General features: G+C 62.1%; 20 protein-coding genes. 9 read left to right on the forward strand and 11 right to left on the reverse strand.

Annotated elements, in window-relative coordinates:
* The 3 genes from RTX98_RS05910 to RTX98_RS05920 form a co-directional block, all read left to right on the forward strand.
* A partial coding sequence (locus tag RTX98_RS05910; RefSeq protein WP_312795255.1) for a PD-(D/E)XK nuclease family protein occupies nt 1–524 on the forward strand: 524 nt, incomplete at its 5' end.
* Between the two features lie 89 nt (nt 525–613).
* Nucleotides 614–934 (forward strand): thioredoxin, encoded by a 321-nt coding sequence (gene trxA / locus RTX98_RS05915; RefSeq protein ID WP_312795256.1) that lies wholly within the window; start codon nt 614–616, stop codon nt 932–934.
* 66 nt (nt 935–1,000) lie between these two features.
* Nucleotides 1,001–1,924 (forward strand): DMT family transporter, encoded by a 924-nt coding sequence (locus RTX98_RS05920; protein WP_312795257.1) that lies wholly within the window; start codon nt 1,001–1,003, stop codon nt 1,922–1,924.
* A gap of 15 nt (nt 1,925–1,939) precedes the next feature.
* On the opposite strand, the gene RTX98_RS05925 is transcribed toward RTX98_RS05920, so the two are convergent.
* The 11 genes from RTX98_RS05925 to RTX98_RS05975 form a co-directional block, all read right to left on the reverse strand.
* Entirely contained in the window at nt 1,940–3,283 is a 1,344-nt protein-coding gene (locus RTX98_RS05925; protein WP_312795258.1) for a folylpolyglutamate synthase/dihydrofolate synthase family protein, read from the reverse strand.
* Nucleotides 3,284–3,302: 19 nt separating this feature from the next.
* A complete protein-coding gene (accD, locus tag RTX98_RS05930) occupies nt 3,303–4,226 on the reverse strand; it encodes an acetyl-CoA carboxylase, carboxyltransferase subunit beta (protein WP_312795259.1) in 924 nt (307 codons plus the stop codon).
* Nucleotides 4,227–4,265: 39 nt separating this feature from the next.
* A complete protein-coding gene (gene trpA, locus RTX98_RS05935) occupies nt 4,266–5,105 on the reverse strand; it encodes a tryptophan synthase subunit alpha (protein ID WP_312795260.1) in 840 nt (279 codons plus the stop codon).
* Nucleotides 5,102–5,602 carry a hypothetical protein gene (locus RTX98_RS05940; RefSeq protein ID WP_416223069.1) on the reverse strand — a complete coding sequence of 167 codons (501 nt, stop codon included), beginning with the start codon at nt 5,600–5,602 and terminating at the stop codon, nt 5,102–5,104. Before RTX98_RS05940 ends, trpA begins: the two co-directional genes overlap by 4 nt.
* Nucleotides 5,603–5,694: 92 nt before the next feature.
* Nucleotides 5,695–5,886 (reverse strand): hypothetical protein, encoded by a 192-nt coding sequence (locus RTX98_RS05945; protein WP_312795261.1) that lies wholly within the window; start codon nt 5,884–5,886, stop codon nt 5,695–5,697.
* A gap of 65 nt (nt 5,887–5,951) precedes the next feature.
* A complete protein-coding gene (gene trpB, locus RTX98_RS05950; RefSeq protein WP_312795262.1) occupies nt 5,952–7,172 on the reverse strand; it encodes a tryptophan synthase subunit beta in 1,221 nt (406 codons plus the stop codon).
* Nucleotides 7,173–7,211: 39 nt separating this feature from the next.
* The gene (locus RTX98_RS05955) at nt 7,212–7,925 is read right to left on the reverse strand and encodes a phosphoribosylanthranilate isomerase (protein WP_416223070.1); all 714 of its coding nucleotides are present in this window, start codon (nt 7,923–7,925) and stop codon (nt 7,212–7,214) included.
* A complete protein-coding gene (locus RTX98_RS05960) occupies nt 7,891–8,652 on the reverse strand; it encodes a M48 family metallopeptidase (protein ID WP_312795264.1) in 762 nt (253 codons plus the stop codon). The genes RTX98_RS05955 and RTX98_RS05960 overlap by 35 nt, the downstream gene beginning before the upstream one ends.
* Nucleotides 8,653–8,755: 103 nt before the next feature.
* Nucleotides 8,756–9,193 (reverse strand): DUF2852 domain-containing protein, encoded by a 438-nt coding sequence (locus RTX98_RS05965; protein WP_312795265.1) that lies wholly within the window; start codon nt 9,191–9,193, stop codon nt 8,756–8,758.
* Between the two features lie 108 nt (nt 9,194–9,301).
* Nucleotides 9,302–10,453, reverse strand: a complete 1,152-nt coding sequence (locus RTX98_RS05970; protein WP_312795267.1) for a benzoate/H(+) symporter BenE family transporter — start codon at nt 10,451–10,453, stop codon at nt 9,302–9,304.
* Between the two features lie 10 nt (nt 10,454–10,463).
* The gene (locus RTX98_RS05975) at nt 10,464–11,249 is read right to left on the reverse strand and encodes an alpha/beta hydrolase (protein WP_312795269.1); all 786 of its coding nucleotides are present in this window, start codon (nt 11,247–11,249) and stop codon (nt 10,464–10,466) included.
* A 204-nt stretch (nt 11,250–11,453) separates the two neighbouring features.
* Between RTX98_RS05975 and infC the strand changes: the two genes are divergently transcribed.
* The 6 genes from infC to pheT all read left to right on the forward strand — a co-directional run.
* Entirely contained in the window at nt 11,454–11,990 is a 537-nt protein-coding gene (gene infC / locus RTX98_RS05980; protein ID WP_189505934.1) for a translation initiation factor IF-3, read from the forward strand.
* Nucleotides 11,991–12,203: 213 nt separating this feature from the next.
* Nucleotides 12,204–12,407: a 50S ribosomal protein L35 gene (gene rpmI, locus RTX98_RS05985; protein ID WP_189504468.1), complete on the forward strand. Its 204-nt coding sequence runs from the start codon at nt 12,204–12,206 to the stop codon at nt 12,405–12,407.
* 36 nt (nt 12,408–12,443) lie between these two features.
* Nucleotides 12,444–12,845: a 50S ribosomal protein L20 gene (rplT, locus tag RTX98_RS05990; RefSeq protein WP_189504466.1), complete on the forward strand. Its 402-nt coding sequence runs from the start codon at nt 12,444–12,446 to the stop codon at nt 12,843–12,845.
* Nucleotides 12,846–12,987: 142 nt separating this feature from the next.
* On the forward strand, nt 12,988–14,040 hold the full coding sequence (gene pheS / locus RTX98_RS05995) for a phenylalanine--tRNA ligase subunit alpha (RefSeq protein WP_312795348.1): 1,053 nt from the start codon (nt 12,988–12,990) through the stop codon (nt 14,038–14,040).
* Between the two features lie 9 nt (nt 14,041–14,049).
* Nucleotides 14,050–14,619, forward strand: coding sequence for a hypothetical protein (locus RTX98_RS06000; RefSeq protein WP_312795275.1), 570 nt, complete (start codon nt 14,050–14,052; stop codon nt 14,617–14,619).
* Nucleotides 14,620–14,623: 4 nt separating this feature from the next.
* A partial coding sequence (gene pheT, locus RTX98_RS06005; RefSeq protein ID WP_312795277.1) for a phenylalanine--tRNA ligase subunit beta occupies nt 14,624–16,678 on the forward strand: 2,055 nt, incomplete at its 3' end.

Genomic DNA, 16,678 nt, shown 5'->3' on the forward strand with positions numbered 1-16,678 from the left:
GCGGCAACGCCATTCATCGCCTGCTTCAGATCCTGCCGGACATGCAACCGGCTGAACGTCCCGCGGCGGCCGAGCGCTACCTGAACCGTATCGGTGCAGGATGGCAGCCACAGGAGCGCGATGCTGCACTGCGCTCCGTCTTCGCCGTTCTGGACGACGAGCGCTTCGGCTCCCTGTTTGCGCCGGGTTCGCGTGCGGAAGTCTCGGTCATGGGCACACTGGACCTTGGCGGCACGCCGCGTGCCATTGCCGGCACGATCGACCGGCTGGCCGTGACCGACGAGGGCGTGCTGATCCTCGACTACAAGACCAACCGCCCGCCGCCGGCCGATCTCGATGCCGTTCCCGACACCTATGTGCTCCAGCTTGCGCTTTACCGCGCTCTGTTGGCCGATCTTTATCCAGGACGCCGCATCGAAGCAGCACTGCTTTTCACCGAAGCGCCGCGTTTGATCGCGTTGCCATCCGAACGGCTGGACGCAGCATTGGCGGGATTGAACAGAGCATCAACGCAACACGCTTGACGCCGTTAACCTGAAGGCCCACATCACGCCAGGACGGCTCGCTGCATCCTCCCCAAAGCGGGCCCATCAACATCTGAAGGACTTTCGCAATGGCTACCGTCAAGGTCGACAAGAACAATTTCGATGCCGACGTGCTCCAGTCCAACGAGCCGGTCGTGGTCGACTTCTGGGCGGAATGGTGCGGCCCGTGCAAGATGATTGCACCCGCGCTGGAAGAGATATCGCAGGAACTCGGCGGCAAGGTGAAGATCGCCAAGCTCAACATCGACGAGAATCCGGAACTGGCCGCCCAGTTCGGCGTCCGTTCGATCCCGACGCTGATGATGTTCAAGGCCGGCGAAGTGGCCGACATGAAGGTCGGCGCTGCGCCCAAGACGGCATTGTCGTCCTGGATCAACGGCAACGTCTGACAGTTCCAAGCAGTTTATGCGAAAAGCCCGGCAAACAAGCCGGGCTTTTTTCATGAGGAAACGACCATGAGCGGGTTGAGCAGGCGCCTGATTTCGTCGAACACGGCAGCAGCCGGCGTGATCATCATGCTGGTCGGCCTGTTCATGTTCTCTCTCAACGATGCCATGGGCAAATGGCTGGTGGCGAGCTTTTCCGTCGGCCAGATCCTGCTGGTGCGTTCGATCGGCGCCTTCATTGTTCTCGGGCCCCTGATGACGCGTCGCGGCGGCATGTCTGCGCTGCTTCATCCCGAGCGGCCGATGCTCCAGGTCCTGCGCGTTATTTTCGCTGCGGCCGACACCGGGTTCTTCTACGCCGCGGTCGCTTATCTGCCGCTGGCCGACGTCATGACCTTCTACATGGCCGGGCCAATCTATGTCGCCGCGCTGTCGCATTTTATGCTCGGCGAACGGGTTGGATGGCGGCGCTGGTGCGCGATCTTTGTGGGCTTCATTGGCGTGATTATCGTGCTCCGCCCTTCGAGCGCGTCGCTGACCTGGCCGTCACTCTTCGCCCTGATCGGCAGCCTGTCGCTCGCCTTGACCTTGATTCTTAGCCGGCTTCTTAGAAGTACGTCCGACAGCGTACTCGTCACCTGGCAGTTCATAGGCTCGTTGTTGATCGGCGCCGTTTTGTCGATTGGTACGTGGAAAATGCCCGATCTGCCGAACCTCTACGCGTTGCTGATGCTCGGCGTTGTTTCCTGCATTGCCCATATGATGATGACGCGCTCGCTCAAGCTCGCTTCAGCGTCCGTTCTCGCCCCGCTGCAATATACATTGCTGCTTTGGGCGATCGTCATGGGTTGGATCTTCTTCGGTGATGTGCCCTACAGTCAGATTTTGATCGGCTCGTCCGTCATCATCGTGGCCGGCCTGTTTATCTTTCATCGCCAGAAGGTGGTGGGTGTTTCGCCTGAGTCCGAAACGGCAACCGTTCGTAGAGCCTAGCAGCCTGAAGAGGGTTCAGGCTGGCGGCGTACCGTTGTCCGCCAGCACTTGTCCGGCAAGGTAAAGCGATCCGCCGATCAGGATGCGCGGCGCCACTTCCGTGTCGTCCCAGGTTTCGCGCAACAGGCTGAGCGCGTTGCCCACCGATGCGATCGGCTCGGCGGACAGGCCGGCTTCTTCTGCGCGCACTGCCAACTCGTCATTCGGCACACCGGCCTCGCTCGATGCGACGGGCACGGTAAAGACGTGGCGCACCATACCCTTGAACGCTCGGAAATAGTTGGTCTGATCCTTGGTGTTGATCATGCCGGCAATCAGAAACAGCGGCCGCGGGTTGCGGTCTTCCTGATCGGCGAGCGCTTCGGCGATCACCGCGCCGGCGCCGGGATTATGCCCGCCGTCGAGCCAAATCTCGGCCCCGTTCGGCGCGAGCTCCACCAGCCTGCCCGATGTCAGCTTCTGCATGCGACCGGGCCACGAAACAGCCTCCAGCGCACGGTCCGCAATATCAGGCGTGACGTTGAAGCCAGCCGCGCGCACGGCGGCGATGGCTGCGGCGGCATTGGCGAACTGGTGACGGCCCGGCAGTTTCGGTCGCGTCAGGTCCATCAGGCCGGTGTCGTCCTGGTAGATCATCCGGCCGTTTTCCTCGAAGGCGAAGAAGTCCTGACCATAGATGACGGCCGGTGCGCCAAGTCGTTCGGCGGTCGATTCCAGCACCTCACGCGCGGCTTCGCTTTCCTGCGCGCCGATCACCACCGGTGCGCCCCGCTTGATGATGCCGGCCTTTTCCGCCGCGATCAGCTCGGCCCGGTCACCGAGATAGGCTTCATGGTCGAGCGACACCGGCATGATCACGCTGGTCGCAGGGCGCTTGATCACGTTGGTGGCGTCGAACCGCCCGCCCAATCCCACTTCGACGATTGCGACGTCGGCGGGATGCTCGGAAAACAGCACGAACATCACCGCCGTCAGGATCTCGAAGACGGTGATCGTTTCGCCATTGTTGGCGTCCGCAACGCGGTTGATCGCGTCGGTCAGCACATCGTCATCGACCAGCCTGCCGCAACCGGGCGCGCCCAGGCGGTAGCGCTCATGCCAGTTCACGAGATGCGGCGAGGTGTGGACGTGGACGATCCGCCCATCCGCTTCCAGAAGCGCGCGCGAAAAGGCCGCGCAGGAGCCCTTGCCATTAGTGCCGGCGATATGGATCACCGGCGGCATATGATCCTGTGGATTGCCGAGCCGCTCAAGAAGGCGCGTGATGCGCTCCAAGGAAAGGTCGAATCCTTTGGGATGAAGCGTCATCAGCTGCTCGATCGCGCGGGCAGCTTGGCTTTCCTGTGTGGCGGCGCTCATGCGGAAGCCGGTTTGAGCGTCAAGCGTGCGCCGGAACGGGCGCTTCGTCGCTTGCCGCCGGCGGCAAAGCTTCAGGGCCGATCAGCGTACCGGGGGGCTGCTTCATGAGAAGCCGAAGCAGGCGGGCGAGCGTCGCCTTCAGTTCGAGGCGCGATACCACCATGTCCACCATGCCGTGTTCCATCAGGTATTCGGCGCGCTGGAAGCCTTCCGGCAGCTTTTCGCGGATGGTTTGCTCGATCACGCGCGGCCCAGCAAAGCCGATCAGCGCGCCGGGTTCGGCAATATGGATGTCGCCCAGCATGGCATAGGAAGCGGTCACGCCGCCCGTTGTCGGGTTGGTCAGGACGACGATGTAAGGCAGACCTGCTTCCTTCAGCCGGTCGACCGCCACCGTGGTGCGCGCCAGCTGCATCAGCGACAGGATGCCTTCCTGCATGCGTGCGCCGCCGGACGCGGCAAACAGAACCAGGGGCAGCTTCTTCTCGACCGCGTTCTCGAAGCCGCGAATGATCGCGTCGCCCGCCGCCATGCCCAGCGACCCGCCCATGAAGGAGAAATCCTGAACGGTGACGGCGATCGGCAGGCCGTCGATCTCACCGGTGGCGTTGATGATCGTGTCTTCCATGCCGGTTTTGGCACGGTTTTCCTTGAGGCGGTCGATGTAGCGCTTCTCGTCGCGGAAACGCAGCGGATCCACGGCGACCTTCGGGTTTTCCAATGTGTCGTAGCGCCCTTCATCGAACAAAAAGCGCAGCCGCTCCTTGCCCTTGATCTTCATGTGGTGGCCGGAAGAGGGCACCACGAACTGATTTTCTTCCAGGTCCTTGTGGAAGATCATCTCGCCGGAATCCGGATCCTTGATCCAGAGGTTTTCCGGCATGTCGCGCCGGCCGAGCATGGAGTTGATCTTCGGACGAACGTAGTTGGTGATCCAGTTCATGGCTGGCTCTCCGTTTTATGAGCAAACAAAATGGGGCGATCAGCCGGCATGGGCAAGGCGCGCCTGCCGCACCCCTTGTGCGAGGCCGCTGATCAGGGTGGCAACGGCATCCGCGGGATCGGCCGTCATCTGGCCGTCGGGTCCAAGCACATTGGCGACCGCATTGACGATCGCCGTGCCGACCACGACGCCATCGGCCGAAGCGCCGATCACCCGCGCCTGTTCGGCCGTCTTGACGCCGAAGCCGACGCAAACCGGCAAATCCGTATGGCTCTTGATGCGCTTTACCGCTTCCGTCACATCGCCGGTGTTAGCCAGCGCCGAGCCGGTGATGCCGTTCATCGAGACGTAATATACGAAGCCGGACGTGTTCTCGAGCACCTTTGGCAGGCGCTTCTCGTCGGTGGTGGGTGTCGCCAGGCGGATGAAGTTGATGCCCGCGCGAAGGGCTGGAACGCAAAGCTCCTCGTCCATTTCCGGCGGCAGATCGACCACGATCAACCCATCGACGCCGGCTTCTCCGGCTTCTGCAAGAAAGCGCTCGACGCCGTAGATATAGATCGGGTTGTAATAGCCCATCATCACGATGGGTGTTTCATTGTCGTCCACCCGGAAGTCGCGCACCATCTGCAAGGTCTTGGCGAGCGTCTGGCCGCCCTTCAACGAGCGCAAACCGGCCGCCTGGATCGCGGGACCATCGGCCATCGGATCGGAAAACGGCATGCCGAGCTCGATCACATCCGTGCCGGCGTTCGGCATCGCCTTCATGATCTTGAGCGATGTCGCGTAATCCGGATCACCACCCATGAAATAGGTCACAAGCGCGGGACGGCCTTCGTCCTTCAACTTGGCGAAGCGGGCGTCGATGCGGGTCGTCATACAGTCTCTCCGGAAAATCGTCTCGCGATATAGTCCGAAACGGGTTTGTGCGACATCGCTGTTTCCGTCCAAGCGCGTCGCTCGAAATCGATAAGCGCCAATTCCCAGACGCAGGCAAACAGATGAGGCGAGGCATCTTCGAATTCCGCATCGGGAGCCAGGTCGGCGCGCCAAAGTTTTCGGGCACAGATGCCGCCTCCAAGCCACCAATGAAGCAGCAGCCAGCGTCCTTCTTCACCCTCATGCAGGATCGCGAAGCCCGCACCCACTTGCGGCGTTCGCATTATCTCCGGTTCGGCGTCTAGAATACGGGCTTTCGCCTTGTTCAGAACCCCATCGTCGATCGCTTTGCCATCGGCGCAGATCGCGTTGACCTTTATGGACATCGAGCCGACCCACATCACCTCCTGAAACCAAGCTTGGCGAGGGCGGTACACGTCCAGTGTCAGCGTGCCGTCATCGACATGATGCAAAGACTTGTCGATGCCGGTGATCACGTTTCGTCGGCTCCTTCAGCCTCAAGTCTAGTTGGGTTAGCGCGACCATCGAAGACACGCAATATTCTACGCGGTTATCCGTTCAGGAGTATCTAGGAGAGGCCGGCGCTTGCTTCTGCCGCATGCTCGCTTGAGAGCTGGCGCTGATGCTTCCGGCTTTCGAGATACCAGGTGAGCGCCTGCTTGGCGATGTGTGCAGGGGACACATCCTGCCGCTGCGCTTCTTCTTCGAGGCGACGACTGGTCTCGGCTTTAATGTGCAATGAAAGCGGAACTTCACCCATTTCGCACTCCTTCAACACAGGCTTGGCAGGCTAGCACAGGCCACAGAACTGCGCCAATGTAAGCCTCAGATCTCCAGGCCCATCATGCCGGCTACCGTATGCACGTCCTTGTCGCCGCGGCCCGACAGGTTGACGATGATGATCTGGTCCTTGCCCATGGTCGGCGCGAGCTTCACGGCCTGGGCGATGGCGTGAGCCGATTCCAGCGCCGGGATGATGCCTTCGACGCGAGTGGTGAGCTGGAAGGCTTCCAGCGCCTCGTCGTCGAGGATCGGCACATATTCGACGCGCTTGGTGTCGCGCAGGAAGCTGTGCTCGGGGCCGACACCGGGATAATCGAGGCCGGCCGAGATCGAATGGCCTTCGATGATCTGGCCGTCCTTGTCCTGCAGCAGATAGGTGCGGTTGCCGTGCAGAACGCCTGGTTGGCCGGCGCTCATGGAGGCGCAGTGCTCAACGCCGTCGAGACCGCGTCCGCCGGCTTCCACGCCGATGATGCGCACGTCGCGATCATCGAGGAAGGGGTGGAAAAGGCCGATCGCATTGGAACCGCCCCCGACGGCAGCGATGATCGCATCGGGCAAACGGCCTTCCTGTTCCTGGATCTGTTCGCGAGCTTCCGTGCCGATCACGGCCTGGAAGTCGCGCACCATCTCTGGATAGGGATGCGGACCGGCGGCGGTGCCGATCAGGTAATAGGTGTCATGAACATTCGTGACCCAATCGCGCAGGGCCTCGTTCATCGCGTCCTTCAGCGTGCCGTGGCCGGCCGACACCGGATTGACCTGCGCACCGAGCAGCTTCATGCGGAACACGTTCGGCTTCTGCCGCTCCACATCGGTGGCGCCCATGTAAACGACACAAGGCAGATTGAAGCGCGCCGAGACGGTGGCCGAAGCCACGCCGTGCTGGCCGGCACCCGTTTCGGCGATGATGCGCGTCTTGCCCATGCGCTTGGCGAGCAGGATCTGGCCGAGGCAGTTGTTGATCTTATGCGAACCGGTGTGGTTCAGGTCTTCGCGCTTCAGATAGATCTTGGCACCGCCGAGGTGCCGCGTCAGACCTTCGGCGAAATACAGCTTCGAGGGCCTGCCGGCATAGAAGGTCGAGAGCGACTTCAGTTCGGCCTGGAATGCTGGATCGGTTTTAGCCTCGTCCCAATGCTGTTGCAAATCGAGGATCAGCGGCATCAGCGTTTCGGCGACGAAGCGGCCGCCGAAAATGCCGAACATGCCCTGTTCGTCTGGTCCGGTGCGGAAGGAATTCGGCTCGATCGGCTTGTTCATGCCGTCCTCCTAGATGCGTGGGTCAATATCACTGGGCGGTCAGGCCGCGCGCTGACGGGCGCTGCGGATGGCTGCAAAGAAAGCGTCGATCAGCGCGACATCCTTGATGCCCGGCGCGCTCTCCACACCCGACGAGATGTCTAGTCCCGACGGGTGAACGCGCGCCAAGGCGTCGCCGACATTCAACGCGTTGAGCCCTCCGGAAAGCATGTAAGGCAGCGAACCGTCAAGGCCATGGAGCAGAGACCAATCGAACGTGATGCCATTGCCGCCCGGAAGCTCCGCGCCCTTGGGCGGCTTGGCATCGAACAGAAGGCGATCAGCAATGCCGGCAAAGCTCTGTGCGCGGGTGAGATCGTCAGCCGTCGAGATCGACAGCGCCTTCATGACCGGGAAACCATAGCGCGCTTTCACTGCTGACACGCGCTCCGGTGTTTCGCTGCCATGCAGCTGCAACATATCCGGCTCGACGGCTGATACGATGCCGTCCAGCGCGTCATCATCCGCGTTGACCGTGACAACAACAGCCTGCGCCCGTCCGCGCGCCGCCTGCCGCAACGCACCAGCCGTCTCGGCAGACACATTGCGCGGGCTCTTCGGGAAGAAGATGAAGCCGATATGGCTCGCTCCGCCGTCCAGCGCGGCATTGACGGTTTCGGGCGTGGAAAGACCGCAGATCTTGATGTCCATGGAAAGGGAAATAGCGGCGAGACCCCGTCTATTCAAATGCAATCGCCTGCAAAGCGCCGCCATTCTTCTTCAGCCAGGCCTTGCAGCGCTCGGTGTCCGGGCAAAGCTCTTTGCACAGCGTCCAGAAATGCGGCCCGTGGTTCATTTCCTTGAGATGCGCGACCTCATGCGCCACGAGGTAGTCGATCACGGCGGGCGGCGCCATCATGATGCGCCAGGAAAATGACAGGCCGCCTTGCGCCGTGCAGGAGCCCCAGCGGCTCGTCGTATCCTTGAAGCGGATCGACTTCGCCTTGCGACCCACGGTTGCCGTATGCTTGGCCACAAGCGTCTCGATATCGCGCTTGGCCTCGCGCTTCAGGAAGTCGCTGATCCGACGCGGCAGATGCTGCTCATCGCCGTGTACATGCAGAACCGGGCTGCCATCGACTTCACCGATCGAAACAGAGCCGCGCTTGCCGGCCTCGTGCAGGATGAGATGCGGCACGCCGCGGATGGGAATGCGGACGCCAGCCCTGACCGCCGGCCTGTCGGGATACTTTGCCAGCCGCGTTTCCAGCCAGTCGGTGTGGCGTTCGATGAAGCGGTCGACGTCACGCGGGGAGATGCCGGGCGGCGTGGTGACCCGAAGCCCGCGTCCGCCGACATCGATGCGCAGCGTCAGCCTCGTCGAGCGCTGGTTCTGCACGATCTTGAGCGGCAGAGTGCGTCCCGCCACCGTCAGCGCACGGTCGACCGGCGGCGCGACGGCCGGTTTGCGTGGACGGGAGAAAGCGGAAAGAAGACCCATGCGGATGAGCTAACGCGATTCGCGGCATGCCAAGAAGGTGCCGCCTACAAAAAAACGGCGCCTAGAAAGGCGCCGTTCCATGGTTTGATTGATCGGGGCGGGATCAGACGCCCGGATCGCGGATCTCCGTCGAACCTTCGCTCGAAGCCGGACGGCTCTTGCGGCTGTTCATGAAACGGTCGAACTCGTCCTGGTCCTTGGCGCGGCGCAACTCGCGGACATAAGCGTCGAACTCGTCGCGTGCTTCGTCCAGCTTGCGACGCTCTTCTTCGAGGCGCGTCAGCTCAGCCGAACGCCAATCGTCGAAAGCCACGTTGCCGGTGGAGTTGAAGCCGCCGCCGAAATGACGCGACCGCTTGGCCGAGCAATTCTTGAACCAGCCTTCGCCATTCATCGTGCGCTTGAAACCGTCAAGCCGGTCGCCCCACAGGATGTAGGCCAGCATGGCCAGGCCGAGAGGCCAAAAGACCACGAAGCCGACTACCATGAGCGCAATGGTCGCCGGCGTCCAGGCCGGTCGGATCAGTGCAGTCGTGTGCATGTGCTTGCGTTCCTTCAGTTAGGAGGCAACCGACATCGGCTGCTTGAATTTGAGATGGGAGACCATTTCAGGCGATTCAAGACAGCTTTGTTGAAAACCGGATAACTATCAGATATTCCTCGAAGTTTTCCATGTTTCGAGCCCGTGAACGACCAGCCCGGCAAGGAGCCCCCAGAACGCCGCCCCAATGCCGCCCAGAACAAGCCCGGAAGCGGTCACGGCAAAGGCGGTGATGGCGGCGGTGCGGTGTCCTTCCTCGCGCATGGCGATGGTCAGGGCGTTGGCTAGGGAAGCGAGCAGCGCCAAGCCCGCGACGAGCGCAATGAAGCTTGTCGGCAATACCGCAAACAGTGCCACCAGCGACGCGCCGAAGATCGCGAAGACCAGATAAGACAGCGCGTAGAACAAACCGGTCTTCCAGCGCTCGGCAGGATCGGGATGCACATCCGCGCCGGTGCAGATCGCAGCCGAAATCGCGGCAAGGCAGGTCGTTAAAGCCCCGAAGGGAGCCGTCAGCAACGACATCAGACCAGTGGCAGCAATGGCCGGACCGGCGGGCGGCTCATAGCCGGCGGCCCGCAACACCGCGACGCCAGACAGGTTCTGCGAGGCCATGGTCACGAGATAAAGCGGCAGCGAGATGCCGATCGCCGCCTGCCACGAAAAGGCCGGCGTAATCAGCGTCAGGGTCGAGAGTTCAGGCGTGGGCAGAACCCCGACCCGTCCGGTGAAAAAGGCGAGCAGACTGCCGCCAACCAGGATCGCCAGCACCGACATCGCCGGGTTCCACAAGCGCACCAGGAAGAACACGGCGATCAGGCCGAGAATAAGGACGGGATCGGTGGGGATGGCCGAAAAAGCGCGCGTCACCAAACCAACCACGATGCCCGCCAGCATGGCGGACGCGATGGAAGCCGGGATGCGCGCGATCAACCGCGTCAGCGGCTTGAACAGACCGGTCGCGATCAGAAGCAGCGCCGTCAGCAGAAAGGCGCCGACCGCCTCGTTGACGGAAAAGCCGGTGCTGGCCGCAATCAAGGCCGCACCCGGTGTCGACCATGCCGTCACGATCGGCATGCGGAAGCGCCAGGACAGAACCGCCGTTTCAAGCGCCATCGCAAGACAGAGCGCGGTCACGGCGCTCGCCGTCTGCGCCTGGTTCGCGCCAACGGCCTGTGCCGCCGCTATCACCAGCGCCAGCGTTCCGCCGAACCCGACGATCGCTGCGACGAAACCGGAAACGGGAATGGACAGGCGCATGCTGTTTTCTCTACCGAACCTGTTCAACCAGGCTGGCAACGCTGCGGGTGATGAGATCGAGATCCTGCGGCCGCGACAGGCGGTGATCGCCATCGGGGATCAGCGACAGCGTGACATTGTCGGCCGGCATATGCTCGACGAGCTTCAGCGCATGGCTGTGCGGCACATCTGGGTCGGCCATGCCTTGCAGGATCGTCACAGGGCAATGCGTATCGATCAGCCCGGTCAGCACGCGGTTCTGCTCACCATCGGCGAACAGCGCCCGCGTGTAGATGTTGGGCTCCTCCGAATATTGCGACGGCTCTTCCAGATAGCCCTGGGTCTCGATCTCAAGCTTCTGCTTCTTGGTCAAAAGCGGCTGCATCAGCTCGGTCGTGAAATCCGGTGCTGGCGCAATCAGCAGCAGGCCGGCAATCCGGCCTTTGTCGCCGCGCTTGTTCAGCTCCTGCACCATGCGCAGCGCGATCCAGCCGCCCATGGAAGAGCCGACCAGGATCTGCGGCCCTTCGGTGACCTTGTCCAGCACGGCCAGCGATTGCTCGAGCCAGAGCGAGATCGTGCCGTCGCGAAACTCTCCACCGGACACGCCGTGGCCGGAATAATCGTGGCGGGTAAACTGCAGCGCCTGTTCGGCCGCATGAGCCGCCAGCACCTCAGCTTTCGTGCCGGTCATATCTGAACGATAACCGCCCAGCCACATCAGGCCGGGGGTGGAACCCTTGGCATGACGATAGGCGATGCTTACATCGCCGACATCGAGCATGCCCGCGATTTCACCCGTGCCTGCCAGCTCCATCCATCCATCCTTCATTAAACTGCTTGTTCGGCTGGAAGGCTGAAAAACAGGTTTCTGATCGCAACAGGTGATTTTCACGCTGCGGCATGCTATTGACACATCGTGCGGGTGAACGACATTCCCCCGCATCGTCTTGTGCCGCGTGTCTGGTATGGCGGCAAGCCGATATCCATCTGTCCGTTCAATAGCCAGGAGAGTACGACCATTCGCAGACCATTCAAAGCCGCGCCGGCAACCAAGGACGGCCCACGGTCCAACCGGGATATCCGGGTTCCGCGTGTCCAGCTGATCGACGACACGGGCGCCAATCGCGGCAACGTCTCTATTCAGGAAGCGCTTGAGATCGCCGAGCAGGCTGGGCTTGATCTCGTGGAAATTTCCCCCAATGCCGAGCCGCCGGTCTGCAAGATCCTCGATCTCGGCAAGCTGAAATATGCCAGCCAGAAGAAGGCCGCCGAAGCGCGCAAGAATCAGAAGACCATCGAGATCAAGGAGATCAAGATGCGTCCCAACATCGACACGCATGATTATGACGTGAAGATGCGCGCCGTTCACCGCTTCTTCGAGGAAGGCGACAAGGTCAAGCTGACCCTACGCTTCCGCGGCCGCGAAATGGCGCATATGGAACTCGGCATGGCCCTCCTGAACCGCGTCAAGGCGGAAACCGAGACCATCGCCAAGGTCGAGGCCGAGCCGAAGCTCGAAGGCCGTCAGATGATGATGGTGCTGGCGCCGCGTTAAAGCGCGCCAGTTCCGCCTGAGAATTCGGTGCGCTCAAAGCGGTGCGGCCCCTTGATCGGGGCCGTTTTCGCTGTTAAAGAGCGCCCCGTTAAAGGAGCCGTCCGGCAGGGCATGCCGTGGCGGCTCTCAATGCTGTTTGAGCCCCCGGTCTTCAACCAAGGCTCGAACCGATAAAGGTGCCGATCGGCGCCATAAGAATGGAGCAAGAGCAAAATGCCCAAGATGAAGACCAAGTCCGCTGCAAAGAAGCGGTTCAAGATCACCGGCACCGGCAAGGTGCTGGCAGCTGCTGCTGGCAAGCGCCACGGCATGATCAAGCGCTCCAACAAGTTCATTCGCGATGCGCGCGGCACGATGGTTCTTGCTGAACCGGACGCCAAGAAGGTCATCACGAATTTCCTCCCGAACGGCCTCTAAGTCGTTCACTGGATCGCGTTTTAAGGAGATCATGACATGGCACGTGTCAAACGGGGCGTAACGTCCCACGCCAAGCACAAGAAGGTTCTGGACGCCGCCAAGGGCTTCTATGGCCGTCGCAAGAACACCATCCGCATCGCCAAGCAGGCAGTCGAAAAGTCGCTGCAATATGCTTACCGCGATCGCAAGAATCGCAAGCGCAACTTCCGCGCTCTGTGGGTTCAGCGCATCAACGCCGCCACCCGCGAGCATGGCCTGACCTATGGTCGTTTCATCGACGGTCTGAACAAGGCTGGCATCGAGATCGATCGCAAGATCCTGTCGGACATGGCGATCCATGAGCCGGTGGCCTTCGCTGCTTTGGTCGAGAAGGCCAAGGTTGCGCTGGAATACCTCAAGGACACCACGCCGGGTGCTTTTGAACGCGCTGTTGCTTAACTGCTAGCGCTTCCCAAGCACGTTCTATTCTGATTTGGGAAACCCGCGCTGGCAGGGCTAGCGCGGGTTTTTCTTATGCAAAAAGCGAGAAACCGCTGTGGACGTCACCAACACCGATCTGGCCACCCTTGAAACCGGCGTGATGGCCGACATTCATGCCGCTGGCGACGAGGCGTCGCTCGAAGCCGTGCGTGTCGCAGCGCTTGGCAAAAAGGGCTCCATTTCCGAGAAGCTGAAGACGCTGGGCGGCATGTCGGCCGAAGAGCGTCAGGTTCAGGGACCGGCCATCAACGGCTTGAAGAACCGGGTCACCGAATCCCTCGCCGCCCGCAAGACCGAGCTTCGGCAGGTTGCGGTCGCTGCCCGCCTCGCGTCGGAAAAGCTCGACGTGACGCTGCCGGTGCGCTCATCGCCGGCCGAACGCGGCCGCATCCATCCGATCAGCCAGGTCATCGACGAGATTGCCGCGATTTTCGGCGATCTCGGCTTTTCGATCGCCGAAGGGCCGGATGTCGAAAGCGACTACTACAACTTCACGGCGCTGAACTTCCCCGAAGGTCATCCGGCGCGCGAAATGCACGACACCTTCTTCTTCCAGCCGGATGAGAACGGCGAGCGCAAGCTGCTGCGCACTCACACCTCGCCTGTGCAGATCCGCACGATGGAAATGCAGAAGCCGCCGATCCGCATCGTCATTCCCGGCAAGACCTATCGCCAGGATTCCGACGCCACCCATTCGCCGATGTTCCATCAGGTCGAAGGTCTGGTGGTCGACAAATCCGCCAATATCGGCAACCTGAAATGGGTGCTGGAAGAGTTCTGCAAGGCGTTCTTCGAAGTGCCGTCTGTCACCATGCGCTTCCGCCCGAGCTTCTTCCCCTTCACCGAGCCGTCGATGGAAGTCGACATTCAGTGCGACCGCTCGCGCCCGGGCGAAGTGCGCTTTGGCGAGGGCAATGACTGGATGGAGATCCTCGGTTGCGGCATGGTGCACCCCAACGTCCTGCGCGCCGGCGGTCTCGATCCCGACGAATATCAGGGCTTTGCCTGGGGCATGGGCATCGATCGCATCGCCATGCTGAAATACGGCATGCCCGACCTGCGCGCTTTCTTCGACGCCGATGTTCGCTGGCTCCAGCACTACGGCTTCCGCCCGCTCGACATGCCGACCTTGTTCGGCGGCTTGAGCTCTTAAGGAATTATCTTGGCTAATCCGGTTAAACACAAATTCACGCCAGAAAGCCTGGCGGCGCTCGACAAGAAGAAGGTCGAGATCATTCGTGAGAATGCCGTGCGTCTGCGTGCCGACGATCTGATCGCGATGTGCGATCTCGATCTTGCCGAGCGCAAGCCGGCGATCGGCGCCAGCAGAAGCACCAGCACGACCCGCGCACCCGCGCGCTCTACAGCGCGCATTGGCGCAGGCACGAGCCCGTCGCGCACCAACATGGTGGTCAGTGGCTACCACTTTGTGGGCGAGAAGGATTACGGCGTCATCGATCTCGGCGACGGCCGCTTTTGGACGGGATCATGGACCGTTCCGGAAGCCAATGTCGACCAGAGCCTGACGGCGGGCGCTTATCTCGCTCTGCATGTATCCAAGGCCCAGCCCTCTTATCGCCAGGGCAAGATCGTCGGCTACCGTAAGGCCTCCGGCGATGGCGCTGACGCGATCGAGTTTCTGGTGGACGCCGCACCGAAATCGCGCGCCTGGGTCGGAGCCAGCTCCGGCGATGCCGGCCTGAAATGGGCGAAGATGCGGGACGAGGATTGATTGAATGAAGCTCACTTTATCCTGGCTGAAAGACCATCTGGAAACCGACGCCTCGCTCGAACAGATCGTTGAGCGGCTGACCGCAATCGGTCTTGAAGTCGAATCCGTCGATGACAAGGCTGGCCTGCGCCCCTTCACCATTGCCCGGGTTCTAACCGCCGAGCGGCATCCCGACGCCGACAAGCTGCAGGTCCTATCCGTGGATGTCGGACAGGGCGCTCCGATCCAGGTTGTTTGCGGTGCGCCCAATGCGCGCGCCGGCCTCGTTGGTGCTTTCGCCGCGCCCGGCACCTATGTGCCTGGCATCGACGTGACCCTGTCGGTCGGCAACATTCGCGGTGTCGAAAGCCGCGGCATGATGTGCTCTGAGCGCGAGTTGGAACTCTCCGACGAGCATAACGGCATTATCGAGCTGCCGGAAGATGCGCCGGTCGGTCAGTCTTATGCGAGCTGGGCCCACCTCGACGATCCCGTCATCGACATCAACCTGACGCCCAACCATCCCGACGCCACCGGCGTTTACGGCATTGCGCGCGACCTCGCGGCATCGGGCCTCGGCACGCTTAAGGTGCCAGCGGTCCCCGTCTTCGAAGCCTCCGGCGAGTGTCCGATCGATGTCAGGCTGGAGTTCGGCGGCACGCCTTCGCTCTGCCCCGGCTTCGCGCTGCGGCTGGTGCGCGGAGTCAAGAATGACCCGTCGCCCAAGTGGATGCAGCAGCGTCTGCTCAGCATCGGCCTGCGCCCCATCAATGCGCTGGTCGACATCACCAATTACCTGACCTTCGATCAGGGTCGTCCGCTGCACGTCTTCGACGCCGCCAAGGTGAAGGGCAACCTCACCGTGCGCCGGGCGCGGGATGGCGAAACGCTGCTGGCGCTCGACGGGCGCGACTACAAGCTCAACCCTGAGATCTGCGTCATCGCGGATGACAATGGCGTTGAATCCATCGCCGGCGTCATGGGCGGCGAGCATTCCGGCTGCGATGAAAACACCACGGACGTGCTGATTGAGTCCGCGCTGTGGGAGCCGCTGAACGTTGCCCGCACTGGACGTTCGTTGGGCATCATCACCGATGCGCGCTACCGCTTCGAGCGCGGCGTCGATCCTGAATATATGGTTCCGGGCCTCGAGCGAGCCACCGAACTCGTCCTAGATCTCTGCGGCGGTCAGCCGACAGAAAGCCGTGTCGTCGGTTATGCCGGTTATACGCCCAAGCTCATCACCTTCCCGGTCACCGAAGTGAAGCGGCTGACCGGCCTCGATGTGCCGGGCGAGCAGAGCCTGGAAATTCTCCAGCGCTTGGGCTTCGGCATCAATGGCGCCGGCTATGTCGTCGATGTCACCGTGCCGTCTTGGCGCCCGGATGTGGATGGCAAGGCCGACCTCGTGGAAGAAGTCATGCGCATGGTGGGCGTCGACAAGATTGCCTCCACGCCGCTGGCGAGCCTGGATGCCGTCAACGGCCGCATCCTCACCACGTTGCAGATCCGCACCCGCAACGCCCGCCGTGCGCTGGCCGTGCGCGGCATGATGGAAGCGATCACCTGGTCCTTCATTCCGGAAGCGCAGGCCAAGGCCTTCGGCGGTGGGGACATCGGCCTGAAGCTCGCCAATCCGATTGCTGCCGATATGTCCGACATGCGCCCTTCGCTGCTGCCCGGCCTAATTGCGGCTGCCCAGCGCAATGCCGATCGCGGCATCGGCGACGTCGCCTTGTTTGAAGTGTCCGGCACCTATGAGGGCAATACACCGGACAAGCAGCGTCGCGTCGCAGCGGGCATCCGCCGTGGCACCGGGACGCTGGAAGGCGCCGGCCGTCATTGGTCGGGTGTTGCCAAGTCGGTCGGCGTGTTCGACGCCAAGGCCGACGTTTTTGCGGCCCTCGAAGCCTGCGGCGCACCGGTCGACAAGCTGCAGGTCGAGGCCGGCGGTCCCTCCTGGTATCATCCGGGCCGCTCGGGCACGATCAAGCTCGGCCCGAAGACCGTGCTCGGCACCTTCGGCGAGTTCCACCCCGACACGCTCGACCTGCTCGATGCATCCGGCCCGCTCGCCGGC

Origin of the sequence: Tianweitania sp., from assembly GCF_032053605.1 — a bacterium.
GTDB lineage: Bacteria > Pseudomonadota > Alphaproteobacteria > Rhizobiales > Rhizobiaceae > Tianweitania.